Here is a 24,070-nt window from a genome sequence, read left to right on the forward strand (position 1 = left end):
GCGTACTCCAACTCGGAAAAGCTCGATTGCATCGGCCCACGTCCTGTCATTCGAACACAGCCTCCATTATCTCAAGCGCATCTCTGTGCCGGGGCGCCGGCGGAGGAATAAATCAGCGATTCCCTAGTGTAGCTATCCGGGGTGAGAGAGGGAGCTACAACGGCAGTTCTCCAGCAGCACGACCTCGCCCGAGTGTAGCTATCCGGGGTGAGAGAGGGAGCTACAACCGGCACGTCATCGGGCGTGTACTCGTCCGGAGTGTAGCTATCCGGGGTGAGAGAGGGAGCTACAACGCAGGGTTCGCGTCGGCCCTCCGGCGGGCGAGTGTAGCTATCCGGGGTGAGAGAGGGAGCTACAACCGCGCGCCCGCGGGAAGGCGCGGGGCCAGCAGTGTAGCTATCCGGGGTGAGAGAGGGAGCTACAACCCGCCCACAGCAGCTACCTCAAACGCTAGGAGTGTAGCTATCCGGGGTGAGAGAGGGAGCTACAACTGGACAGGCAGGGACCGTCGAGCGCGATGGAGTGTAGCTATCCGGGGTGAGAGAGGGAGCTACAACGGCGGGCGATGGGAAACGGTTGAGCGCGTAGTGTAGCTATCCGGGGTGAGAGAGGGAGCTACAACCGTAGGTGATGCACTGGCGCTCATACTCGGAGTGTAGCTATCCGGGGTGAGAGAGGGAGCTACAACAGTGTAGCGGCCGGCGCTCTTCGCCAGCTCAGTGTAGCTATCCGGGGTGAGAGAGGGAGCTACAACATAAAACTCGGCCTGCGTCATCTCGCGGATAGTGTAGCTATCCGGGGTGAGAGAGGGAGCTACAACTTGTCGGGCGTCATGGCTTAATGCTTCGTGAGTGTAGCTATCCGGGGTGAGAGAGGGAGCTACAACTTCGACGTGAAAAGCCATTTAAAGAATTCGAGTGTAGCTATCCGGGGTGAGAGAGGGAGCTACAACTGCGACAGACGGGGCACAACATGCGCACCTAGTGTAGCTATCCGGGGTGAGAGAGGGAGCTACAACTCTGTGGATGCAGTAAGCCATTGCTCCCTGAGTGTAGCTATCCGGGGTGAGAGAGGGAGCTACAACAGCTCGAAGAGCATCCCCACGATTCTCGCTAGTGTAGCTATCCGGGGTGAGAGAGGGAGCTACAACCTGTAAGGCTGGATTTCGCACGCGGCAGAAAGTGTAGCTATCCGGGGTGAGAGAGGGAGCTACAACTTCCTGCCTTCCGTTGCGCTCGCCGCGAACAGTGTAGCTATCCGGGGTGAGAGAGGGAGCTACAACGGTTGGTGCGCGACAGCTCAAGCACGTCGAAGTGTAGCTATCCGGGGTGAGAGAGGGAGCTACAACCTTCATCGCTCAGCTTCGCCAGCGTGAGCGAGTGTAGCTATCCGGGGTGAGAGAGGGAGCTACAACTCGAAATCATCCAGGCCGGTGAAGAAGGCGAGTGTAGCTATCCGGGGTGAGAGAGGGAGCTACAACCATATCACGCATGTAGGCCAGCGTCTTCGAAGTGTAGCTATCCGGGGTGAGAGAGGGAGCTACAACCCCGGAGGACAACCAGCTCATTTGGTTGTAAGTGTAGCTATCCGGGGTGAGAGAGGGAGCTACAACGCGCAAGTACAGCAGCGTCGATAGCGCCATAGTGTAGCTATCCGGGGTGAGAGAGGGAGCTACAACGGTGTGCTTCAAGCCCCTGGTGCTGGGCGCAGTGTAGCTATCCGGGGTGAGAGAGGGAGCTACAACTTCGCGCAGCGCGTGCGCCTGGTGGGTACGAGTGTAGCTATCCGGGGTGAGAGAGGGAGCTACAACGTGCTCGCAGAGGTGACTCCCCTGCGCTTCAGTGTAGCTATCCGGGGTGAGAGAGGGAGCTACAACTTGAGCATTTCACACCCTCCTACCGAAGAAAGTGTAGCTATCCGGGGTGAGAGAGGGAGCTACAACGTCGTGCTGATAGCGAACAAATCCCGCCTCAGTGTAGCTATCCGGGGTGAGAGAGGGAGCTACAACAACAACTGGCCGAGGTGTCTAAATGATTCCAGTGTAGCTATCCGGGGTGAGAGAGGGAGCTACAACATCGTGCTGATAGCGAACAAATCCCGCCTCAGTGTAGCTATCCGGGGTGAGAGAGGGAGCTACAACACGTCCGCATACAGTTCGCGGTTGCTGCTGAGTGTAGCTATCCGGGGTGAGAGAGGGAGCTACAACGTCTTCGGGGCCGTAGAACGCGGCGCTGCGAGTGTAGCTATCCGGGGTGAGAGAGGGAGCTACAACCGACGCTGTTCACGGTGACGCGGCTGGCGGAGTGTAGCTATCCGGGGTGAGAGAGGGAGCTACAACCCTGCTCGACCAGGCCAACGATGACCTGCTAGTGTAGCTATCCGGGGTGAGAGAGGGAGCTACAACCGCCGCCCTTCTGGCTTGCTATGACGATGGTAGTGTAGCTATCCGGGGTGAGAGAGGGAGCTACAACGTTCCTGGTGCGCTTCCTCGTTGGCCTCGGAGTGTAGCTATCCGGGGTGAGAGAGGGAGCTACAACCTTGCGCAGGGTGTAGCCAAAGGCCGGGTCAGTGTAGCTATCCGGGGTGAGAGAGGGAGCTACAACGGCGTACAGGCGGGCGATGACGTCTTCCGGAGTGTAGCTATCCGGGGTGAGAGAGGGAGCTACAACCTGCCGGAGAGGCCATGTCCTCCGCGAAGAACGTGTGTATCTGCGGGGGGGAGGGAAAGCCCCTACCCTACCCTACCCTACCCCGCCTCGCATGCCACACCCACCGGCATCTCCAGTTCCCACACTTCACGCAGCACCTCCATCAGTGCGCCGATGACCAGATCGCCGGCGCGTTCGCGCAGAACGGCGAACTGCAGGGGCACGGAAGGTAGCGGCACGGGGAGTTCGTAGGCGCTGTCGGCATCGCCGCCGATGACGCCGGCGCGCACGATGCCCAGGCCGACCCCAGCACGCACCAGTTCGATCATTGCGTCTTCCTGGTCGGCGAGCAGCGTGCGCATGGGTTCGCAGCCGTTGGCATGGAAGAGCGCGTGCATGACCTTGAAATAGGCGCAGTCGGGCGAGGTGAATACCCAGGGCAGGCGTGCCAGTCTGGCGATGTCGACATCGGTGATGCGGGCCCTCATCGCCTTGGGTGCGGCGACCACCAGGGGTTCGTCGCAGAGGTAGTGGAGGGTCAGGTCGGAATCGCTGAACGTGCCGGAGATGAAGGCGGCGTCCAGTTTGCCCGCGCGCAGCGCGGGCAGGTTGAGCCAGGTGGTGCCGCCCAGCATGGCCACGTCCAGGTGGGGATGGCGGGCCGCGAGTCCCGTCTGCAGGGCGGCCACGCGCAGGAAGCGGGCATCGGTGTTGAGCCCGATGCGCACGCTGCCGGTGATTTCATGGCGCAGGCTGCGGGCGTGCTGGACGAAATCGCCGGCGGCAGCCAGCGCCCGGCGGGCGCGGGGCAGCAGGTCTTCGCCCACGGAGGTCAGCCGCATGCCTTTGGGGGTGCGGTCGAACAGGGTGACGCCCAGGGTTTCCTCCAGCGCCTTGATGTGGGCGCTGATGGCCGGCTGGCTGGTGAACAGGCGTTCCGAGGCGCGGGTGAGGTTGCGCTCCTCGGCCACGGCGACGAAGGTTCTCAGGTGGTAGAGCTCCATCATGGTTTCGTCCGGTTCGATGTGCGTCGACGGGTTCCAGTAAACCGCGGATGGGGTTCCTGCGCCATCGCGTTTTCCGAACCCACGCTTCGGAATAAACGATTGGATGCGGCAGGGCAAGGAAGCCAAGCTGGGCATGAGTCCCGCGAGCCCTTCAGGCCGGGGCGACTCGCCTCACCCACCAGGCAGGAAACGCATCATGAACACCTTCGACCACGCCCTCCGCCCGCCGGTTGCACGCCCCGGAACGCTCGTCGTCGCCGGCCTCCGGGCATTCCGCCGCACCGTTGCGCTGTGGATGGCCCGCAGCCGCCAGCGCCGCGAACTGCATGAACTGGACGATCGCCTGCTGCGCGACATCGGCATCCGCCGCGAGGACGCGCTGATCGAGGCCGCCAGGCCGTTCTGGCGCGCGTAGATCGTGGCGGGAGCGGCCCGCCCTCAGGGCGCCTCGCACAGGCAGTGGGCGTACAGGTGGTCGCGGTCGTTCCAGCGCAGCAGTTCGCCGGCGGCCGTCTCAAGCTCCCCGATCAGGCGGCCCAGCACGCCGCTGCCGGCGGCCGGCGCCGCGTCCAAGCCGGCGAATGCGGCGAACTTGCGCAGCAGGCGCTGGGCGGGGGACAGATGGGCGGCCGGCCACGTCAGTTCGTATTCCTTCACACTGGCGCGGGCGGCGGCGGCGGCAATCGCCCCGTCCAGCCCGCCGAGCTTGTCCACCAAGCCCAGGTCGGCGGCCGCCTGGCCGGTCCATACCCGCCCGCGGGCCACGCCGTCCACCTCTTCCACGCTCAGCCCGCGCGCCTTGGAGACCGTTTCCAGGAAGCGGCGGTAGCCGTGCTCGATGCCGAGTTGCAGCGCCTGCGCAGCGGCCGGTTCCATGGGCCGGCGCGGGTCGAAGGCGCCGGCGAGCGGGCCGGTGGCCACACCGTCCACGGTCACACCGAGCCGTTCCAGGGGCTGGGAGAACTCGGGGAACATGGCGAAGATGCCGATGGAGCCGGTGAGGCTGACCGGGCTGGCCCAGATCTCGTCGGCCCCGGCGGCGATCCAGTAGCCGCCGGAAGCGGCCACCGAACTCATGGAGGCGATCACCGGCTTGCCGGCCTGGCGGGTCAGTTCCAGTTCGCGGCGGATCAGTTCGGACGCCCAGGCGCTGCCCCCCGGGCTGTCGATGCGCACGACGAGCGCCTTCACGCCCGCGTCCTCCCGCGCCTCGCGGATCAGCCGCGCCATGGTGTCGCCGCCCACGGCGCCGGGCGGCTGCTCGCCGTCCAGGATGGTGCCCTGGGCCACCACCACGGCGATCTTCTCCGCGGCCCGCGGCCGTTCGCTGCGCACAGCCGCAAGGTAGGCACCGACGCCGATCTGGCGGAAGCTCTCCCCGTTGGCAGTGACCGATTCGCCGTTCTCCACCGCCGTCCCGCTGCCGACCCGCTCGATCAGCAGCTTGCGCCATTCGTCCCGCGTGCTCAGGCGGTCCACCAGGCCGGCATCCAGCGCAGCCCGCGCTGCATCGCCGCCGGTCGCCGCCAGCACCGCCGGGTAGTCGGCGATGTAGCGGTCCAGCGCCGCCCCGTCGAGCTTGCGTGCCGCTGCCACGTCGGTGCGGAAGACGTCCCACAGGCCGTCGAGCAGGTCGCGCGTGGAGGAGCGGTCCTCCTCCGACATGTCGCGCCGGGTGAAGGGCTCACTGAAGGACTTGTACTCGCCGACGCGGAACACATGCACCTTGATGCCCAGGCGCTCCAGCGCGTCGCCGAAATAGCTGACGTAGCGCGCCAGCCCGCGCAGCAGCAGGTAGCCGTCCGGCGCCAGGTGGATCTCGTCGGCCACCGAGGCGAGGTAGTACTGGACCTGGCTGAAGCGCTCGCCGCGCACCAACACCGGCTTGCCGGCGGCGCGGAACTCCGCCAGCACGGCGCGCAGTTCGGCGAGCTTGGACAATCCGCCGCCCTGCAGGCGGTCGGTTTCCAGCACCAGCAGGGAGATGCGCGAGTCGCCGCGCGCGGCGCGCACCGCTTCGAGCAGGTCGGCCAGCGCCACCTCCCCGGTCGCCGCGCCCGCATCCCGCAGCACACCCAGGGGATCCTCGAAGGACGACTGCTCCACCAGCACCCCGGCCGGCCGCAACACCAGGGCGGCGCCATCCGGCACCTGCGGCCCGGGGGCGAAGAAGAGGGCGACCAGCACGCCGAGTACGATCAGGAAGACGAGGTTGAACGCGATGCGCCGCACCGCATCCAGCCAGCGCGCGCAGGCCGCGAGCACCCGGCCGAGGAAGGCGAAGAATCGTCCGATCATGAAGGCCGCTCCAAGGGGTCGACAAGAAGGCACCTGAGGCCGCAGACCCCGCCGCGCCGACCTCTATGACGCGTGAGCATACCCCAAGGCGGGGCGGGAGGTCAGTCGCGGCGGCGGAACACCAGATCCCACACGCCGTGGCCCAGCGCCAAGCCGCGGTTTTCAAACTTGGTCAGCGGGCGGTAGTCCGGACGCGGGGCGAAGCCGCTGGCGGTGTTGGCCAGGGCCGGCTCGGCGGAGAGCACTTCCAGCATCCAGTGGGCGTAGTCTTCCCAGTCGGTCGCACAATGCAGGTAGCCGCCCGGGGCGAGCTTGACGGCGACGAGCGCCACGAAATCGGGCTGGACGATACGCCGCTTGTGGTGGCGCTTCTTGCGCCAGGGGTCGGGGAAGAACACGTGCACGCCGGCCAGCGCGCCCTCCGGGATCATGTCGCGCAGCACCTCGACCGCGTCGTGCTGCATGATGCGCACGTTGGCGAGGCCCTGCTCTTCCACCAGCTTGCACAGGGCGCCCACGCCGGGGGTGTGCACCTCGATGCCCAGGTAGTCGTTCTCCGGGTGGGCCGCGGCGATGCGCGCGGTGGTCTCGCCCATGCCGAAGCCGATTTCCAGAATCTTCGGCGCCTTCCGCCCGAAGGCCGCGTCCAGATCCAGCGCCGCCTCCCGGTACGGGATGCCGATGCGGGGCAGCACGGTGTCCAGATAGCGCTGCTGCGCCTCCGACATGCGCCCCTGGCGCAGCACGAAGCTGCGGATGGAGCGGCGCGAAAAGCGGTGCTCCTCGCCCTCGGTCAGGGCGCGGTCGTCGATGCCTTGCGTCATGCTCAGGACCCGATCAGGCCGCCGGTGGGCGAGCTGGGGTCCGCCGAATAGAGCTTCCTCGGCATGCGCCCGGCCAGGTAGGCCTCGCGTCCGGCCTCCACCGCCTTCCTCATGGCCTGCGCCATCAGCACCGGCTGGCGGGCCTGGGCGATGGCGGTGTTCATCAGCACGCCGTCGCAGCCCAGTTCCATGGCGATGGCCGCGTCCGAAGCCGTGCCCACGCCGGCGTCCACCAGCACCGGCACTTTGGCCGCGTCGATGATCAGGCGCAGGTTCCACGGATTCAGGATGCCCATGCCGGAACCGATCAGCGAGGCGAGCGGCATCACCGCCACACAGCCGATCTCTTCCAGCATCTTGGCCTGGATGGGGTCGTCCGAGCAGTACACCATGACGTCGAAACCGTCCCTGACCAGGGTCTCGGCCGCCTTCAGCGTCTCGGGCATGTTGGGGAACAGGGTCCTGGGGTCGCCCAGCACTTCCAGCTTCACCAGCGCATGGCCGTCGAGCAGCTCCCGCGCCAGGCACAGCGTGCGCACCGCGTCCTCGGCGGTGTAGCAGCCGGCGGTGTTGGGCAGGATGGTGAAGCGCTCGGGCGGCAGCACGTCGAGCAGGTTGGGCTCGTCCGGGTTCTGGCCGATGTTGGTGCGGCGGATCGCCACGGTGACGATCTCGGCGCCGCTGGCGTCGATGGCCGCGCGCGTCTCGGCGAAATCGCGGTACTTGCCGGTGCCGACCAGCAGGCGGGAGCCGTAGGACTGGCCCGCAATGACCAGGGCGTCGTTCATGATGAACCTGTAGGAATGTGAGGAACGGGATGGCGCGCCGCGTCAGCCGCCGCCGACCGCCACCACGATCTCCAGCCGGTCGCCGTCGGCCAGCGCCGTCTCGGCGTGCCGCCCGCGCGGCACGATCTCGCCGTTGCGCTCCACCGCCAGCCGCTTGCCGGCGAGCCCGCGGCGGGAGAGGAGATCGGAGACGGTCAGGCCGTCGTCGACGGTTTCGGCCTGGCCATTGACGAAAAGCTGGATCATGGGATCGGGGTGTGCGCTCTGCGCCGCGGCGCTGGACAGGCGCGGATTTTACCACGCCCACCCCCCGCCGATTGCACGCCCCGGCTCCGCTCCATTAGAATGCCTGCCTCCTCTGCGGGCGTCGTATAACGGCTATTACCTCAGCTTCCCAAGCTGATGACGAGGGTTCGACTCCCTTCGCCCGCTCCATTCCGAATTTCCAAAGCCTTCCAGAAATGGCGCGCGGCAGCGGTGACTGCTCGATGCGCATTGCTTGGCTGCCCGGCGAAAGTACAACGCCACGGCCACGGCGACGAAGGCCTGGCAGGCGCCCATGCCCAGGCAAGTCCGCTTCAATCCAGAGACGTTGTGTGATAGGCACTGTTTACGGCATGATTGAAAGTGATTCTCATTTAAATATCTTGCCGACCTGATAAAAGCTGTGCGTGGCCGTGCCATCGCCCAGCGCGATAACCGCCCGTGAGTGATTCCGACTACCCGCTCACTTCCACGGTGGAGTCCCTCTACTGCGACCACCACGACTGGCTGCAGAGCTGGCTGCGCCGTCGCCTGGGCAACGCCGCGGATGCGGCGGACCTGGCGCATGACGCGTTCATTCGCCTCATCGTCACCCCGCGCCGGTTCGACAGCCGGCCCGAAGCCCGCTCCTACCTTCGCACCATGGCCAATGGCCTGTGTGTGGACCTGTGGCGCCGCCGCCAGATCGAAGAGGCTTGGCTCGAAGCCCTGGCCGCTCAACCCGAAGCCTTTGCCCCGTCGTCGGAGCACCAGTGCATCGTGCTGCAGGCGCTGCAGGAGATCGACACCCTGCTGCGCAGCCTGTCCGCCAAGGCGGCCCGGGCCTTCGTGCTGGCCGTGGGTTGCGAGATGACCGACAAGGAAGTCGCCGCCGAGTTGGGGGTCTCCGCCCGCATGGTTAGAAAGTACGTGGCTCAGGCCATGCTGCGGTGCATGGAAATGGAAGAACTGCGGGAAGAGCCGCCTCTCCGGCATGTCGGCGATTGAGTTTTCCGTTTCGCCCGAGCAGACGGGCATTTCTTTCAGCGCCAAGGAGCAGGCTGCCGAATGGTTCGCGCTGCTTCGCTCGGGCGACGCCACCGATGCCGACCGCAGCCAATGGGAGGCATGGCTGGCCGCCTGCGAAGAGCATCGCAACGCCTGGGCCTACGTCCAGCGCGTCAGCAACCGCTTCGCCCCCATCCAGACCAGCCCCGACCCGCGCACCACCGTGGGCATACTGCAGACCGCCCAAGGCCGGCTGGCGCGCCGCCGCCGGATCCTGCTGGGTCTGGCCGCGTTCGGCGGCACCGGTCTGTTGAGCTGGGCCACATGGCGCCACACATTGCTGCCTGCCAGGGCCTGGGTGGCCGACCATCACACCGGCGTGGGTGAAACGCGGCAAATCAGCCTGACCGACGGCACCCGTGTCTGGTTGGGGTCGGCCAGCGCCTTCAACGAAGACTTCCGCCCCGATCTGCGCCGCCTGCACCTGGTCGCCGGCGACATCTTCATCGAAACGGCCCCTGACGCCACGCGCCCCTTTGTGGTCGATACCCCGCACGGCCGCCTGCGGGCGCTGGGCACGCGCTTTGACGTGCGGCTGGAGGGCCGGCAAACCGCCGTTTCCGTCTACGAAGGCGCCGTAGAAGTGCGCACCGCGGGCAGCGAGGCAACCACCGTGATACGCGCCGGTGAACAGACCCGCTTCGACCAACAGGCCATTGGCGAAACGGCCGCAGCCGACCCTTCGCGCGAAGGCTGGACGCAGGGCATCCTGATAGCCCAGGACATGCCGCTCAGCCTGTTGGCGGCCGAACTTGCGCGCTACCGCCACGGCCACCTGGGCGTGGCGCCCGAAGTGGCCGACCTTCGCGTCTACGGCAGCTTCCCGCTGGACTCCAGCGACCGCGCGCTGGTGATGCTGGCCTCCGTCCTGCCCATCCAGGTACGGCAACCGCTGCCGTGGTGGAGCACCATCGAAGCGCGCAGCGGCAGCGCCGGCAAAGCCGCCAGCCGCTGAGTCCGCCCCCTCCGGCTCGGACCGGCTCCAAATTTTTCCCGGGGCGGAACCAAAACGGTTCCGCTCTTGGGCCTCTCGTTCGATTAACCGAATGAAAGGCTTCCCAATCGTTCATTCATCAGCCACCCACGGCTGGTTCCGCGTCACCGGTTGCCCCCTTCGGCGGCTTGCGCCCAAAGGGAGCAAGCGGTGCTGACGCGGGCCGGTGCGGCACCGGGCGCGCAGCATGCGCCGGTTGTCTTCCCAGGCAGCGAGCTTGATCAGCGCGAAGGGGCAGCTTGTTTCCGCTGAACGACCCCCTTGTCCAAGGAAGACGAAGCATGACGAACCGCGCCATTCACACCAGCCGCCGGGCTGGCAAGCCCCAACCCGAAGAAGAGACGCCCAACCTCCGGCCCGCCCCCCTGGTACTGGCCGTGCACCTGGCCCTGGTGGGCGGCGCAATGGCGGCGGCCTGCTGGAGCACCGCTGCTCACGCACAAAGCGCTGACACGCCGAAAGCCTCGGCGGACGCCACGAAGCACTACGACATTCCCGCCGGCCCCCTGGGCTCGGTGATGTCCAAGTTTGCGAGCATATCCGGTGTCCTGCTGGCGGGTTCATCCGAACTGGTGCAAGGGCGAAACAGCCCCGGCCTGAGCGGCACCTACACTACCGAGGGCGCCATCGAGGCTCTGCTGTCCGGCACGGGCTTGGATGCGGTGCGCCAGTCGAATGGCGCCTATACCCTGGTGGAAGCCCCGACTGCCGCGGCAGCCGGCAATCCTTCATCGGAAAGCACGTTGCCGGTCGTCAAGGTGACCGCGAAAAGCGTACGAAATGGAACCACCGAAGGCACCGGTTCCTTCACCGCCCACAGCATGTCCAGCGCCACCCACCTGCCGCTGACCATGCGCGAGACGCCGCAGTCGGTGACGGTGCTGACCAGCGCTCGCATCGAGGCGGACAACTTGGTCGATCTGGTCGACGTCGCCAAGGCGACGCCGGGGCTGTCACTGAGTTCCAGCGAAGTCCGCCCTGTGTTGCAATCGCGTGGCTATACCGTCGAAAGCGTGACGTAGGATGGCATCGCCACCCTGTACGACTGGAGTGGTGGAGACTCGCTTGGCAACCTGGCCATGCAGGACCGGGTCGAGGTCGTCCGGGGGGCGACGGGACTGATGCAGGGAGCTGGCAACCCGTCCGCTGCCATCAACATGGTCCGCAAGCGGCCTACCAGCACCTGGCAATTCAAGGGCTCCGCCAGCGCCGGCAGTTGGGATGACTACAGATTGATGGCGGATGTCAGCGGCCCCCTGACGGAAGACGGCCGGGTGCGCGCCCGGCTGGTCGGCTTTGGCCAGGACGCCAGCGATTTCTATGACCTCGCCTTCAACGACAAGCACCTGGGTTATGCCACGCTCGATGTCGATCTGACCGAGAACACCACCCTCAACATCGGCTACTCCCACCTGTACTCCAACAGGAACCTGATCTGGGGCGGCATGCCGACGAGCTACGGCTACCAGCACCTCGATCTGTCGCGTTCGACCTTCGTCGGCGCGGACTGGGAGTACAACAAGACCGAGGCCGATACGTTCTACGCCAGTTTGGCGCACGACTTCGACGGGGGGTGGAGCCTGAACTTCAATGCCACCTATGTGGATGGCCGCTACGGCATGCTTGGAACCTTCCTGCTCCCTACCCCCGATGTCGGCGGTCATGGGCATGTGTGGTGGGCAACACAGTCGGTGCGTTATCAGAAGGCCGCCGACCTGAAGGTCTCCGGCCCGGTGTCCTGGTTCGGGCGCAAGCACGACCTGGTGTTCGGCGCCACGGTCAACCGTCAGAACGAACGTGACACCCAGTGGTTCAAGAGTTGGGACGATCCCGATTTCCTGACCCGTGGCGTCGATCTGGCGACCTGGAACCATGCCATACCCCGGCCGGACACCAGCAGCACGAGCCCCCTGCGGTATGTCTACTCGACCCGCTACAAACAGGACAGCCTTTACTCCGTCGGTCGCTTCAACGTTGCCGACACGCTGGACTTGCTTCTGGGCGCGCGACTGGATTGGTATGACAAAGTTATAGATACGGGTAGTAGCGCTATTTCCTTTTCGGAGAATGCGAACCTGACGAAATATGCCGGGCTGACCTGGAAGTTCGCGGACCGGCACTCCGCCTACGTCAGCTACACCGATGTCTTTCAACCACAGAATCAGCGCAATCTGAACGGCGACCTTCTGCCCCCCAAGAGCGGCAGGAACTACGAGCTCGGGGTGAAGGGCGAATACCTGGGCGGTGCGCTCAACGGAAGCATCGCACTGTTCCGCATCGACGAAAACGACCGGGCCGCCTGGCTGAGCGACCAGAGTGCCTGCACCGTTCCGGCAGGCTGCTACGGCGCCGCCGGCCTGGTCCGTACCGAAGGGGTGGATATCGAACTGCAAGGCGCCCTCGCGCCCAACTGGCAGATCGGGGCAGGCCTCACCTATTCCGAAACGCGCTACCGCAAGGATGCCAATCCGGACAACATCGGTCACCGGCTCAGCACCGCGGACCCGACCACACTCTTCAAGCTGAGCACCCAATATACGCTGCCCGGTGCACTGAGCCGGCTGACGCTGGGCGGGCGGGTCAACTGGCAGAGCAAGATGTATCGGGACGCGACGAACGCCTACGGAGAGGCGGTACGCATCCAGCAGGACGCGCGCGCCATTGTGGATATTTCGGCCAGCTATCGTCTGACGAAAAACCTCAACCTCAAGCTCGACATCAACAACGTCTTCGACAAGGTCTACTACTCGACCATCGCCGCCGACGACTGGATCTGGGGCGCGACCGAGGCTTACGGCAGACCACGCAGCGCGCTGCTGACGCTGAATGCGGGCTATTGATGGTGGTGCCGAACGGCGCCAGAACAACCGGGAACGCGGCACTGCGTTCCCCTCCGGGACGGCTTACCGCCGTCCCGGACGGCGAGTTCCTCGACTTTCAGATGCACGGAATCGGGCCGGTGGATGGTCTGGGCGGTCATGGAGCGTCTCCAGATGGCGAAGGAACTTCACCCGGAATCAGAATTTGACGCCAGCCTTCGGCCGACAGGATAATCAATAAGAACAATTCTCAACGGCAAGCCAGGCCCGCACCATAGCCAGCCGACGATTCCTGTTTTTCCGGAGGCTGTCCTTGAGTGCCGTCGCTTCGCCCCAACCCGTTGCCGAGCTGTACCGCGAGCATCACGGCTGGCTGCATGGCTGGCTGCGCAGGAAACTCGGCTGCACCTACCAGGCGGCCGATCTGGCGCAGGACACTTTCGTCCAGGCGCTGCTCGCGCCGAGCCTGGACGAAATCCGCGAGCCGCGTGCCTGGCTGACCACGGTGGCCCGCCGCATCATGGCCAACCACCTGCGGCGCAAGGAGCTCGAACGCGCCTACCTAGATGCCATCGCCAGCCACCCCGAACCGCTGGCCCCCGGCCCGGAAGAGCGGGCGCTCATCACCGAGGCGCTGTGCGAAATCGACGCCCTGCTCGCGGGCTTGCCCGCCAGGGCGCGCCAGGCCTTCCTCCTCTCCCAGGTCGAGGGCCTCACCTACGCCGAAATTGCCCGGCGCCTCGGCGTCTCGCTCAGCATGGTCAAGAAGTACATGCTGCGCGCCACGCTGCACCTGGCCGGCATCGTCAAGCCATGAACGCCGCCATCGACCCGGCGCTGATCGAAGAAGCCGCGCGCTGGTTCGTGCTGCTGGCCTCCGGCGAGGCCACGGCCGACGACCGGACGGCCTGTGCCGGCTGGCGCACCGCGGATTCCCGCCACGAAGCCGCCTGGCAGCACATCAGCGCCGCCACCGCCCGCGTTTCCGGCATTCCGCGCCAACACGCGCAAGCCTCCGTCGCCGCGCTCAACGCCACCGGCAAGGACCAGCGCCCCGGGCGCCGCCGCTTCCTGGCGCAACTGGGCATCCTCTGCGCCATCGGCATCGCGGCCCGGCAAGGCTGGCGGCAGAGCGACTGGTCCGCCGACCAGCGCACCGCCATCGGCGAACAGCGCGACCTCACCCTGGCCGACGGCAGCCTCCTGCGCCTGGACACCGACACCGCCATCGACATCGACTTCTCGGCCTCGGCCCGCCTCATCCGCCTGCGGCGCGGGCGCATCATGGTTGCCACCGCGCCCGCCCCTTCGCCGGCGGCAACACGCCCGCCGTTCCTGGTGGAAACCGCCGAAGGGCGGGTTGAAGCGCTCGGCACCCAATTCGTCGTCCGGCAGGAAAGCGACAGCACCCAGGTCACCGTCGTGCAAGCCAGGGTGGCGATTCACGCCAGCCTGGCCGAAGGCGCGCCTCCCATCCTCGCCGCCGGCGAGGCCGCCCGCTTCGGACGCCAGGGCATCATCGCGCGAGAGGCCGCCCGTCCCGGCAGCAGCGCCTGGATCAAGGGCATCCTGGTGGCCGACGACATGCCGCTCGCCGATTTCGTCGCCGAACTCGCCCGCTACCGCAGCGCGCCCCTGGAATGCGCCCCGGCCGTGCGCCAGTGGCGCATCTCCGGCACCTACCCCCTCGTCGACACGGAAGGCGCCCTGGCCGCCATCGGCCGCATCCTCCCCGTGCGCACCCAGCCGCTGCACCCGGAAGACCCGGCGCGCGGCACCCTCGTCGTCGCCCGGTAAAACCCGGAGCAAAGACGCCGCCCCGCCCGCGGCGCATCTGCGCGAGACTGGATACGCGGCGCTGTACCTTTTTTCGGTTTCGTTTGACAGGGAGCGTGAAACCCCTTCAAAACGAACCCGAGGAAAACCCGCCGTGCGCGCTCCACTCCGCTTCCCGCCCCCACCCGCCTGCCGCCCCCTCATCCTGGCCCTGCGCCTTGCCTTCGGCGGCATTGCCGTCGCCGCGACGATCCTCCCGCCGCCCGCCCTGGCCCAGACGCAGCGCACCGCCCACGAATTCGACATCCCGGCCGGCCCGCTCGCCGCCACCTTGAACCGCATCGGCGAAACGGCCGGTGCCCTGCTCAGCTTCGACCCCACTCAGGTCAAGGGCAAGACGGCGCCGGCGATCAAAGGCCGCCTCTCCGTGCAGGAAGCCCTGTCACAGGCGCTGACCGGCAGCGGGCTAAGCACCGTGGTCGAGGGGAAAACCCTGGTCATCCGGCCCACCTCCGCCAACAGCAGCGGGGAAACCACGCTGGCACCGGTCACGGTCGCGGCGCAGGGCGTGAAAGACGGCACCACCGAAGGCACGTGTTCCTTCACCACCCGCACGATGTCCAGCGCCACCCACCTGCCGCTCTCCATGCGCGAGACGCCGCAGTCGGTGACGGTGCTGACCAGCGCCCGCATCGAGGCGGACAATCTGGTCGATCTGGTGGATGTCGCCAAGGCAACGCCGGGGCTGACGCTTAATTCCAACGAAGTCCGCCCCCAGCTGTACTCGCGTGGTTACGCAGTCGAAAGCGTGACGCAGGACGGTATCGCCACCCGATACGAGTGGGGCAGAGGGGACTCCCTCGGCAACCTGGCCATGCAGGACCGGGTGGAGGTGGTCCGCGGGGCGACGGGCTTGATGCAGGGTGGCGGCAACCCGTCGGCCGCCGTCAACATGATCCGCAAACGGCCGACCAACACGTGGCAGTTCAAGGGTTCCATCAGCGCGGGAAGCTGGGACGACTACCGGCTGATGGCCGACGTCAGCGGTCCCTTGACGGAGGATGGCCGCGTACGCGGCCGCGCCGTCGCCTATGTTCAGGACGCCAGCGACTTCTATGATTTTGCGTTCAATGACAAGCGTTTAGGCTATGTCACGGTCGATGTCGACCTGACCGAGCGCACCACGCTCAACCTCGGTTATTCCCATCTCTATTCCAACAAGAACCTGAGCTGGGGCGGCATGCCGACGACCTATGGCTACCAGCACCTCGATCTGCCGCGCTCGACCTCTGCCGGTGCGGACTGGGAATACAACAAGAATCAGATCGATACGGTCTACGCCAGCCTGACACACGATTTCGGCGAAGGCTGGAAGCTGAACTTCAACAGCACCTACGTGGATGGTCGTTATGACCTGCTGGCGACCTATTTGGTCCCAACCCCCGGCGTCGGCGGCTATGGGCACGTATGGTGGGCAGGTGAATCGTCGCGCGAGCAGAAGGCGGCGGACCTCAAGGTGTCCGGCCCGGTTTCCTGGTTCGGACGCACACACGACCTGGTGTTTGGCGCCACGCTCAACCACCAGAACGGGCAGAACGCCTCCTGGGGCGCGGACTGGGACAATCCGATAACCGGCGGTATCGATCTGACGAACTGGAACCATGTCGTGCCCCGACCGGACACCAGCAGTACAAGCCCCTTGCGCCTTTCAGATCGTTTCAAGCAGGACAGCCTGTACTCCGCCGGCAAGTTCAACATCACCGGCACGCTGGACCTGCTGCTGGGCGCGCGGCTGGACTGGTATGACCGGAAAATCGCCTGGGATACCGGCAGTACGTCCTCCTATTCGGAAAACGCGCACCTGACGAAATATGCCGGGCTGACCTGGAAATTCGCCGACCGGCACTCCGTTTATGCAAGCTACACCGATGTCTTCCAACCGCAGAACCAGCAAAACCTGAGCGGCAGTTTTCTGCCGCCCAGGAGCGGCAGGAACTATGAGATCGGGGTGAAGGGCGAGTATCTGGGCGGCGCACTCAACGGCAGCATCGCGCTGTTCCGCATCGACGAGAACAACCGGGCCGCCTGGCTGGGCCTGCCGGGCAGCCTGCCCGCCTGCACCGTTCCCACAGGCTGCTACGCCGCGTCCGGCCTGGCGCGCACCGAGGGGGTGGATCTCGAACTGCAAGGCGCCATCACGCCCAACTGGCAGATCGGGGCCGGCTTTACGTACTCCGAAACGCGCTACCGCAAGGATGCCAACCCGGACAACATCGGCAAGCGCCTCGACACCGGGATTCCGACGACACTGTTCAAGCTGAGCACCCAATACACCCTGCCCGGCGCACTGAACCGGCTGACCTTGGGTGGGCGGGTCAACTGGCAGAGCAAGATGTACCGGGACGCAGCGAACGCTGACGGCGAGATGGTGCGCATCCAGCAGGACGCCCGCGCCATCGTCGATCTGTCGGCTACCTATCGCCTGACGAAGAACCTCAACCTCAAGCTCGACATCAACAATGTCTTCGACAAGGTCTACTACTCGAGCATCGCCAACGACGACTGGTACTGGGGCGCCACCGAGGCTTACGGCAGGCCGCGCAGCGTGCTGCTCACGCTGAGCGCGAGCTATTGATCCAGTCCGAAATTTGACGCGACAGACCAAATCCAAAAGAATGCGAACAATTCGCAATAACTGACGCCAGCCACGTCCGATTCCGGCCAGCCAGCGCGCTCCCCTTGCCCGAGGCTACCGTGGATTCGATATCGACTGCCGCCGCGCCGAACACCGACGCTGTTTCCGATCTCTATCGGAACCACGGCTCATGGCTGCACGGCTGGCTGCGCAAGAAGCTCGGCTGCGTGTGGGAAGCGGCGGACCTGACCCAGGACACTTTCGTCCGCGTGCTGAGCTCGCCGGCGGCCGGCGGCCAGCTCGACGATCTGCGCGAACCGCGCCATTTCCTCGCCGCGGTCGCCCGCCGCGTGATGGTCGACCACCTGCGCCGCCGCGCGCTGGAAAAGGCCTGGCTGGAAGTCCTGGCCCTGCAGCCGGAGCCGGTCGCCCATTCGCCGGAAACCCGCGCGCTGATTCTCGAAACCCTGTGCCAGATCGACGCCATGCTCGACGGCCTCGGCCCCAGGCCGCGCCAAGCCTTCCTGTTGTCGCAGCTCGAAGGGCTGGGCTATGCCGAGATCGCCCAACGCCTGCAGGTCAGCGTCAGCTCGGTCAAGAAATACATGGCGCGCGCCACCGAGCACTGCCTGCTGCTGATGCTGGAGACGCCGCTTTGACCATCGACCGGCAAGCCCTCAAGGCCGCCGCCGAGTGGCATGCCCAGCTCTGCGCCGACGACGCCGGCCCGGACCGGCACGCCGCGCACGAGCGCTGGCTGCGGTCCGCCGCCGAACATCGCTGGGCCTGGCAGCAGGTGCTGGCGCTGCGCGCCAGGCTGGGCGCGCTGCCCGGCCCGCACGCGGCGGCCGCGCTCGACCTCGCGCAGGCCGCCCGCCGCGACCGCCGCAATCTGCTCAAGGGCGTCGCGCTGCTGGTCACGGCCGGCGGCGCTGGCTGGCTGGGCGTGCGCGAGTACCCGGCGCTCGCCGCCGGCTACCGCACCGCGCTGGGCGAACGGCGCAGCTTCACGCTGGCCGACGGCAGCACGCTGATCCTCAACACCGACAGCAGCGCCGACGTCCGCTACGACGCGCAGCAGCGGCTGATCCGCCTGCACGCGGGGGAAATCCTGGTCCAGTCGGCGCCCGACCCAGCGCCGGTCAAGCGCCCCTTGCGGGTGCAGACCCGCGACGGCGTGGTCGAGGCGCTCGGCACGCGCTTCACCGTGCGCCAGCTTGCGCACGCCACGCGGGTCGGCGTCGAGCAGCACGCCGTCGAACTGCGCCCAGCCGACGATGCGGCCGCCCGGCAGCGGCTGGCCGCCGGCCAGCAAGGCGAATTCAGCCGCAACGCCGTCCTCGGCACCGGCCCGTCGGCCGACGGGCCGGCCAGTTGGGTGAACGGCATGCTGGTCGTTGCCGACATGCCGCTGGAACGCTTCGTCGCCGAACTGTCGCGCTATCGCCGCGGGCACCTGGGCTGCGCGCCGGAAGTCGCCCGCCTGCGCTTGTCCGGCGCCTTCCCGATCGACGACACCGAGCGTGCGCTGCTCGCCGTCGAACGCGCGCTGCCGGTGCGCATCCGGCGCTTCACGCGCTACTGGACGCAGATCGAGGCGGCCGGCGCCTGAAGATTTTTCACCGGCCGTTGTCCTTTTCCCGATTTCGTTCGACCCACAGGGGAAATCCCCTTTTGAACGAAACGAGGAAAATCCCATGCACCGCCATTCCCTCCGGCACGGCCGGCCCCTCGACCCGGTGCTCGCCGCGGTGCGCCGCGCCTGCGTCGGCCTGGCGCTGGCCGCGCCGCTCGCGCTGCCAGCGGCCGCGCTGGCCCAGCACGCCACACCGCAAACCGCCAAACGCCACCACGACATTCCCGCCGGCCCGCTCGGCACCGCGCTGAGCCGCTTCGCCGGCGCCGCCGGCGTGGTCCTGTCCTTCGACGCGGCCTTGACCGCGGGCAAGGAAAGCCGCGGCCTGCAGGGCGACTACGGCGTCGACGAAGGTTTCGCCCGGCTGCTCGGCGGCAGCGGGCTGGAGGCGGTCAACCAGGGCGGCGGCAACTACCTGCTGCGCCGGGCGCCACCGCCGCCGGCCGGCGGCGAAGCCACGCTGGCGCCGGTGCAAGTAACGGCCGAAGCCGAGCGCAGCGGCACCACCGAAGGCACCGGCTCGTTTACCACCCGCAGCATGTCCAGCGCCACCCACCTGCCGCTCACCCTGCGCGAGACGCCGCAATCGGTGACGGTGCTGACCAGCGCCCGCATCGCGGCCGACAACCTGGTCGATCTGGTCGATATCGCCAAGGCGACGCCGGGGCTGTCGCTTCAGTCCCAGGACATCCGCCCGGTCTTGGAATCGCGTGGCTACATAATCGAAAACGTGACGCAGGACGGCATTGCCACCCGCTACGACTGGTACTCGGGAGACTCGCTCGGCAACCTGGCCATGCAGGACCGGGTGGAGGTGGTCCGCGGGGCGACGGGCTTGATGCAGGGTGGCGGCAACCCGTCGGCCGCCGTCAACATGATCCGCAAACGGCCGACCAACACGTGGCAGTTCAAGGGTTCCATCAGCGCGGGAAGCTGGGACGACTACCGGCTGATGGCCGACGTCAGCGGCCCCTTGACGGAGGATGGCCGCGTGCGCGCCCGCGTCGTCGGTTTCGGCCAGGACGCCAGCGATTTCTACGATCATGCCTTCAACGACAAGCGACTGGGCTACGTCACGGTCGATATCGACCTGACCGAGCGCACGACACTCAATCTTGGCTATTCCCATCTCTATTCCAACAAGAACCTGAGCTGGGGCGGCATGCCGACGAGCTATGGATTCCAGCATCTCGATCTGTCGCGTTCGACCTTCGTCGGCGCGGACTGGGAATACAACAAGAACGAAGCCAATACGTTCTACGCCAACCTGTTGCACGATCTCGGCGCGGGCTGGAAGCTGAACTTCAACGGCACCTACGTCGATGGCCGCTACGACTTGCTGGCGACCAGTCTGCTCCCCACGCCCCCCGTCGGCTATGGGCACGTGTGGTGGGCAGCGCAGACCACACGCAAGCAGAAGGCGGCCGACCTCAACGTGACCGGCCCCGTTTCATGGTTCGGGCGCCAGCACGACCTGGCCTTCGGCGCCACGGTCAACCGCCAGGACAGCCGCGTTTCCGAGTGGTTTGAGGGCTGGGACGCCCTGATCACCAGCGGCGTCGATCTGTCCACCTGGAACCACGTCGCGCCCCGGCCGGACACCAGCAGCACCAGCCCCTGGCTGAGCAAGTATTCGACCCACTACAAGCAGGACAGCCTCTACTCGGCAGGCAAGTTCAACATCGCCGACACGCTGGATCTGCTGCTGGGCGCGCGGCTGGACTGGTACGAGCGAGGGGACACGCTCGGCGGAAGGGGTTATTCGGTGAATGCGCACCTGACGAAATACGCCGGGTTGACCTGGAAGTTCGAAAAACAGCATTCCGCCTACGTCAGCTACACCGATGTCTTCCAGCCGCAGAACGAGCGCGATCAGAGCGGCAGCACCTTGTCGCCCAAAGTCGGCAAGAACTACGAAATCGGGGTGAAGGGCGAATATCTGGGCGGCGCGCTGAACGGCAGCATCGCGCTGTTCCGCATCGACGAAAGCGATCGGGCTGTCTGGCTGGACGACCAGAGCGACTGCCCCGGGACGATTCCCGAAGGCTGCTACCGCGCCGCCGGCCTGGTCCGTACCGAGGGGGTGGATATCGAACTGCAAGGCGCATTGACGCCCAACTGGCAGATCGGGACCGGCTTCACCTACTCTGAAACGCGCTACCGCAAGGACGCTACTCCGGCCAATATCGGCAAGCGGCTCAATACCATGAATCCGACCACGCTGTTCAAGCTGAGCACCCAATACACCCTGCCCGGCGCGCTGAACCGGCTGACGCTGGGCGGACGGATCAATTGGCAGAACAGGATGTACCGCGATTTCGCAAACTACTACGGCGAAGTCGTACGCAACCAGCAGGACGCCCGCGCCATCGTCGATCTGTCGGCCACCTACCGCCTGACCAGGAGCCTCAACGTCAAGCTCGACATCAACAACGTCTTCGACAAGGTCTATTACTCGGCCATCTCCGGCCACTGGCAATGGGGCGTGAGCGAGGCTTACGGCAGGCCGCGCAACGCGCAGTTGACGCTCAACGCGAGCTATTGACCGCAGAGCCGATCCGGGACACGGGTGCCGAGTGACCCGACAAACGCCGGTGAGTCCGCCCCGCCGGCGTTTTTCATTGCCCTTGCGGCCAACCCGGAAACTTCGCCCGAAACCGCAATCCGCTGGCCGGCGCAGAAAAGTTTGCCTGCGGTGGCCCTTTTTCCGGTTTCGCGTGTCATGTCTAGTGATCCCGGTATTTCCCGATGCCCATGCCTTTGAACCCGTCCACCCTTTCCCGCTGCGCCGCCGTCGTGTTCGGCGGCCATGCGTTGGTCTGGGGCATCGTCGCCTGCGGCATCGCCCTCGCCGTGGCCGCCGGCATGCCCTACGGCGAGGCGCAGACGCTGTTCCACCTGCTGGCTTTCCCCGTCTACCTCGCCGTTTTCCTCTGGGCCTTCGCCGCCGCCAGCCTTGCTCGTGTCTGGGCGGTGCTGCTGGCCTTGGGCACGGTGCTGGTCGCCTTCACGCTCGCCTGGCGGCCGCGCTGGCTGGCGTGGCTCTGGCGCAAAGGCGGGCATGACCGCTGACCTACCCCGCATGGCCCTGGCGCTGGCCGCGATGCCGGCCGTGGCGCTGGCCTCGGCGACGCCGCCGCCGGCCGACAGCCTGGTCCACGACGCCTTCGTGCAGGCCGCGCCGGCCACCGGAGCCGCGCCGACCCGCCGTACCCGGCTGCGGCTCTGGCAGGACGCCCGCACCCTGTTCGTGGACATCCAGGCCGACGACGCCGAGCCCGGCGCCATCGTGGCGCGCCAGATGCGCCGCGACGTGGAAGGCATGCTGGCCGAGGACCAGGTCACCCTGGTGATCGACGCCGAGGGCGCGGGGCGCAACGGCTACCTGTTCGCGGTCAACGCCCACGGGGCGCAGTTCGACGCCCTGATCTACGACGGCGGCCTGATGCGCCACGACTGGGACGCCCAGTGGACCAGCGAGGCGCGCATCGGCGCCGATGGCTGGCGCGCGCGGCTGGCCATTCCGCTGTCGGTCTTCGGGCGCGGCGACTCCGCCACCTGGCGCATCAACGCCGAGCGCTGGATGCCGCGCGGCAGCGAGCGCGTGCGCCTGGCCGGCGCCCGGCCGGACAAGACCGTCTACTCGCTGGGGGACGCCATCGCCATCCCGGCGCTCCGCTCCGGGCGCGACGGCGGCGGACTGCGCATCAAGCCCTCGCTGCGCGTCTCTCATGAATCCTCGGCGGCATCGGGCAGCGGCAAGCCCGAGCAGCGGATCGAACCCGGCCTGGAGCTGTTCCACGAGAGCCACGGCGGCCTGCGCACCACGGCCGCGCTGAACATCGACTTCGGCGAGGCCGAAGCCGACGAGCGCACGGTCAACCTCACCCGCTTCGAACTGTTCCGGCCCGAAAAGCGCGAGTTCTTCCTGCGCGACGCCGGCCGCTTCAGCTTCGGCGGGCTGGTGGAGGCGGCGGTCATTCCCTACTACTCGCGCCGCATCGGGCTGGACGCCGGGGGCCGGGCGCGGGCGCTGGATGCGGGCCTCAAGCTCACCGGCAGCGCGGCGGGGCTTGAATTCGGCGCCTTCGCCGCCCGGGTGGCCGGCGGCGCCACCGAGCCGGGCCTGCCCGACCAGCCTTCCGCCGACGTGGCCGTGCTGCGGCTCGCCAAGCCCTTGGATGCGCGCCAGCGCGTGGGGCTGCTGGCCACCCGCGGCAACCCGCAGGGCACGGCGGGCAGCCGCCTGTGGGGCGTGGACTACCAATTCCGCGACACCACGTGGTCCGGCGGCAGGACGCTGGAGGCGCACGGCTGGGCGATGCAATCGACCAACGCGGATGCGGCGGCCGGCGCCGACGTGACCGGCCGGGCCTGGGGCGGCAGCCTCGCCTACCTGAACACCGGCCCCATGGCCTCGGCCGAGTTCCAGCGCATCGGCGCCGGCTTCGATCCGGCCCTGGGCTACCTGGCCGAGGCCAATGTGTTGCGCGGCCAGGGGACGGCGGGCTGGTGGCACCGCACCCGGGACGGCGCCAGCGTCATCCCCGCCGTGGACTGGAGCTACCGGCGCACCCTGGACGGCGCCGAACGCACGCGGGTGCTCAACCCCGAGGTGGCCTACACCAACGCCGCCGGAGACACGGTCATGGCCGAGGTGTTCTTCGAGGCGGACCGGCTGGCAAGCGGCTACGCGCCGGTGCCGGGCACCTGGCTGGCGCCGGGCAGCTACCGCTGGCAGTACCTGTACGGCCTGCTGGAGACCTCGCCCTCCCGGCCCCTGTGGGTTTCGGCCGAGCTGCGCGCCGGCGGCTACTACGATGGCCGGCGCAACGACCAGTTCGTGACGCTGGGCTGGAAGCCCGACAGTCGCTGGGAAGCCCGCGTCGGGATGGGGCGCAATGCGATCACCCTGCCCACCGGCCGCTTCACGGTGAAGCTCGCCACGCTGCGGCTGGACCACGCGCCCGACACCCGCCTGGCGCAAAGCGTGCTGCTGCAATGGGACAACGTCTCGCAGGCGCTCGGCGTCAGCGCGCGGCTGCGCTGGACGGATTGGCTGGGAGCGCCGGGGCGGGAACTGGTCTTCGCCCTGGACCGGCTGGGCTATACGGGTGATCGGCGCGAACCGCTCCCGCGGCAGACGCGCGCCACGCTCAAGCTGGTGTGGAATCTGGAGCGTTGATCCCCAGGCCGGTGGGTCTCGATGCCGTCGAAGGCCTCGAACAGGCCGGTGATGTGGGATCGGCCGAAGTGTATTCATGGAGTTGCATCGATCGTTGTCCACATAGATAATTGATAGTGATTCTTATTCTGCCGTTGCGCGGTACACCC

General features: G+C 66.9%; 18 protein-coding genes, 1 tRNA gene and 1 CRISPR repeat array. Of the genes, 14 read left to right on the forward strand and 5 right to left on the reverse strand.

Annotation, left to right across the window (positions count from 1 at the left end):
- Positions 1 to 125 precede the first annotated feature (125 nt).
- Positions 126 to 2,669: a CRISPR direct-repeat array (repeat unit 36 nt; unit sequence AGTGTAGCTATCCGGGGTGAGAGAGGGAGCTACAAC).
- A 77-nt stretch (positions 2,670 to 2,746) separates the two neighbouring features.
- A complete protein-coding gene (locus E6O51_RS14490; protein ID WP_168735286.1) occupies positions 2,747 to 3,655 on the reverse strand; it encodes a LysR family transcriptional regulator in 909 nt (302 codons plus the stop codon).
- A gap of 196 nt (positions 3,656 to 3,851) precedes the next feature.
- Here E6O51_RS14490 and E6O51_RS14495 point away from each other — a divergent pair, with 196 nt between their 5' ends.
- A complete protein-coding gene (locus E6O51_RS14495; protein ID WP_136385720.1) occupies positions 3,852 to 4,070 on the forward strand; it encodes a DUF1127 domain-containing protein in 219 nt (72 codons plus the stop codon).
- A 23-nt stretch (positions 4,071 to 4,093) separates the two neighbouring features.
- Here the strand turns inward: E6O51_RS14495 and sppA are convergent, their stop codons facing one another.
- The 4 genes from sppA to thiS form a co-directional block, all read right to left on the reverse strand.
- A complete protein-coding gene (sppA, locus tag E6O51_RS14500) occupies positions 4,094 to 5,953 on the reverse strand; it encodes a signal peptide peptidase SppA (RefSeq protein ID WP_136385721.1) in 1,860 nt (619 codons plus the stop codon).
- Positions 5,954 to 6,054: 101 nt separating this feature from the next.
- The gene (gene trmB / locus E6O51_RS14505) at positions 6,055 to 6,777 is read right to left on the reverse strand and encodes a tRNA (guanosine(46)-N7)-methyltransferase TrmB (RefSeq protein ID WP_136385722.1); all 723 of its coding nucleotides are present in this window, start codon (positions 6,775 to 6,777) and stop codon (positions 6,055 to 6,057) included.
- A 2-nt stretch (positions 6,778 to 6,779) separates the two neighbouring features.
- Positions 6,780 to 7,565, reverse strand: a complete 786-nt coding sequence (locus tag E6O51_RS14510) for a thiazole synthase (RefSeq protein ID WP_136385723.1) — start codon at positions 7,563 to 7,565, stop codon at positions 6,780 to 6,782.
- Between the two features lie 42 nt (positions 7,566 to 7,607).
- Positions 7,608 to 7,811 carry a sulfur carrier protein ThiS gene (gene thiS / locus E6O51_RS14515; protein ID WP_136385724.1) on the reverse strand — a complete coding sequence of 68 codons (204 nt, stop codon included), beginning with the start codon at positions 7,809 to 7,811 and terminating at the stop codon, positions 7,608 to 7,610.
- A 114-nt stretch (positions 7,812 to 7,925) separates the two neighbouring features.
- On the opposite strand from thiS, the gene E6O51_RS14520 reads away from it, so the two are divergent.
- The 13 genes from E6O51_RS14520 to E6O51_RS14580 all read left to right on the forward strand — a co-directional run bounded on the left by E6O51_RS14520 (position 7,926) and on the right by E6O51_RS14580 (position 23,921).
- Positions 7,926 to 8,000 (forward strand) — tRNA-Gly (locus E6O51_RS14520).
- Between the two features lie 270 nt (positions 8,001 to 8,270).
- Positions 8,271 to 8,816, forward strand: coding sequence for a sigma-70 family RNA polymerase sigma factor (locus E6O51_RS14525; protein WP_136385725.1), 546 nt, complete (start codon positions 8,271 to 8,273; stop codon positions 8,814 to 8,816).
- Positions 8,803 to 9,831, forward strand: coding sequence for a FecR domain-containing protein (locus tag E6O51_RS14530; protein ID WP_136385726.1), 1,029 nt, complete (start codon positions 8,803 to 8,805; stop codon positions 9,829 to 9,831). The genes E6O51_RS14525 and E6O51_RS14530 overlap by 14 nt, the downstream gene beginning before the upstream one ends.
- 320 nt (positions 9,832 to 10,151) lie before the next feature.
- Positions 10,152 to 10,892, forward strand: coding sequence for an STN domain-containing protein (locus tag E6O51_RS14535; RefSeq protein ID WP_136385727.1), 741 nt, complete (start codon positions 10,152 to 10,154; stop codon positions 10,890 to 10,892).
- 6 nt (positions 10,893 to 10,898) lie between these two features.
- Positions 10,899 to 12,710 (forward strand): TonB-dependent siderophore receptor, encoded by a 1,812-nt coding sequence (locus E6O51_RS14540; protein ID WP_330997918.1) that lies wholly within the window; start codon positions 10,899 to 10,901, stop codon positions 12,708 to 12,710.
- Between the two features lie 292 nt (positions 12,711 to 13,002).
- Positions 13,003 to 13,506: a sigma-70 family RNA polymerase sigma factor gene (locus E6O51_RS14545; RefSeq protein WP_211091419.1), complete on the forward strand. Its 504-nt coding sequence runs from the start codon at positions 13,003 to 13,005 to the stop codon at positions 13,504 to 13,506.
- Positions 13,503 to 14,486: a FecR domain-containing protein gene (locus E6O51_RS14550; RefSeq protein WP_136385730.1), complete on the forward strand. Its 984-nt coding sequence runs from the start codon at positions 13,503 to 13,505 to the stop codon at positions 14,484 to 14,486. Before E6O51_RS14545 ends, E6O51_RS14550 begins: the two co-directional genes overlap by 4 nt.
- Positions 14,487 to 14,619: 133 nt before the next feature.
- Positions 14,620 to 17,100, forward strand: coding sequence for a TonB-dependent siderophore receptor (locus E6O51_RS14555; protein WP_168735287.1), 2,481 nt, complete (start codon positions 14,620 to 14,622; stop codon positions 17,098 to 17,100).
- 119 nt (positions 17,101 to 17,219) lie between these two features.
- Entirely contained in the window at positions 17,220 to 17,759 is a 540-nt protein-coding gene (locus tag E6O51_RS14560) for a sigma-70 family RNA polymerase sigma factor (protein ID WP_136385732.1), read from the forward strand.
- Positions 17,756 to 18,712 (forward strand): FecR domain-containing protein, encoded by a 957-nt coding sequence (locus E6O51_RS14565; RefSeq protein ID WP_168735288.1) that lies wholly within the window; start codon positions 17,756 to 17,758, stop codon positions 18,710 to 18,712. The genes E6O51_RS14560 and E6O51_RS14565 overlap by 4 nt, the downstream gene beginning before the upstream one ends.
- A gap of 85 nt (positions 18,713 to 18,797) precedes the next feature.
- Positions 18,798 to 21,281, forward strand: coding sequence for a TonB-dependent siderophore receptor (locus E6O51_RS14570; RefSeq protein ID WP_136385734.1), 2,484 nt, complete (start codon positions 18,798 to 18,800; stop codon positions 21,279 to 21,281).
- Between the two features lie 203 nt (positions 21,282 to 21,484).
- Complete coding sequence (locus tag E6O51_RS14575) at positions 21,485 to 21,808, forward strand: iron uptake protein (RefSeq protein WP_136385735.1); 324 nt, start codon at positions 21,485 to 21,487, stop codon at positions 21,806 to 21,808.
- On the forward strand, positions 21,798 to 23,921 hold the full coding sequence (locus E6O51_RS14580) for a DUF5916 domain-containing protein (protein WP_230976805.1): 2,124 nt from the start codon (positions 21,798 to 21,800) through the stop codon (positions 23,919 to 23,921). The genes E6O51_RS14575 and E6O51_RS14580 overlap by 11 nt, the downstream gene beginning before the upstream one ends.
- The last annotated feature ends 149 nt before the right edge of the window (positions 23,922 to 24,070 follow it).

It is taken from the genome of Pseudothauera rhizosphaerae, from assembly GCF_004801305.1.
Lineage (GTDB): Bacteria > Pseudomonadota > Gammaproteobacteria > Burkholderiales > Rhodocyclaceae > Pseudothauera > Pseudothauera rhizosphaerae.

Excerpts from the sequence above, each read along its gene's own strand:
- E6O51_RS14580 (WP_230976805.1), top strand. The coding sequence starts at position 21,798 with ATGACCGCTGACCTACCCCGCATGGCCCTGGCGCTGGCCGCGATGCCG.
- E6O51_RS14510 (WP_136385723.1), bottom strand. The coding sequence starts at position 7,565 with ATGAACGACGCCCTGGTCATTGCGGGCCAGTCCTACGGCTCCCGCCTG.
- E6O51_RS14535 (WP_136385727.1), top strand. The coding sequence starts at position 10,152 with ATGACGAACCGCGCCATTCACACCAGCCGCCGGGCTGGCAAGCCCCAA.
- E6O51_RS14530 (WP_136385726.1), top strand. The coding sequence starts at position 8,803 with ATGTCGGCGATTGAGTTTTCCGTTTCGCCCGAGCAGACGGGCATTTCT.
- E6O51_RS14570 (WP_136385734.1), top strand. The coding sequence starts at position 18,798 with ATGCACCGCCATTCCCTCCGGCACGGCCGGCCCCTCGACCCGGTGCTC.
- E6O51_RS14495 (WP_136385720.1), top strand. The coding sequence starts at position 3,852 with ATGAACACCTTCGACCACGCCCTCCGCCCGCCGGTTGCACGCCCCGGA.
- trmB (WP_136385722.1), bottom strand. The coding sequence starts at position 6,777 with ATGACGCAAGGCATCGACGACCGCGCCCTGACCGAGGGCGAGGAGCAC.
- E6O51_RS14490 (WP_168735286.1), bottom strand. The coding sequence starts at position 3,655 with ATGATGGAGCTCTACCACCTGAGAACCTTCGTCGCCGTGGCCGAGGAG.
- thiS (WP_136385724.1), bottom strand. The coding sequence starts at position 7,811 with ATGATCCAGCTTTTCGTCAATGGCCAGGCCGAAACCGTCGACGACGGC.
- E6O51_RS14550 (WP_136385730.1), top strand. The coding sequence starts at position 13,503 with ATGAACGCCGCCATCGACCCGGCGCTGATCGAAGAAGCCGCGCGCTGG.
- sppA (WP_136385721.1), bottom strand. The coding sequence starts at position 5,953 with ATGATCGGACGATTCTTCGCCTTCCTCGGCCGGGTGCTCGCGGCCTGC.
- E6O51_RS14575 (WP_136385735.1), top strand. The coding sequence starts at position 21,485 with ATGCCCATGCCTTTGAACCCGTCCACCCTTTCCCGCTGCGCCGCCGTC.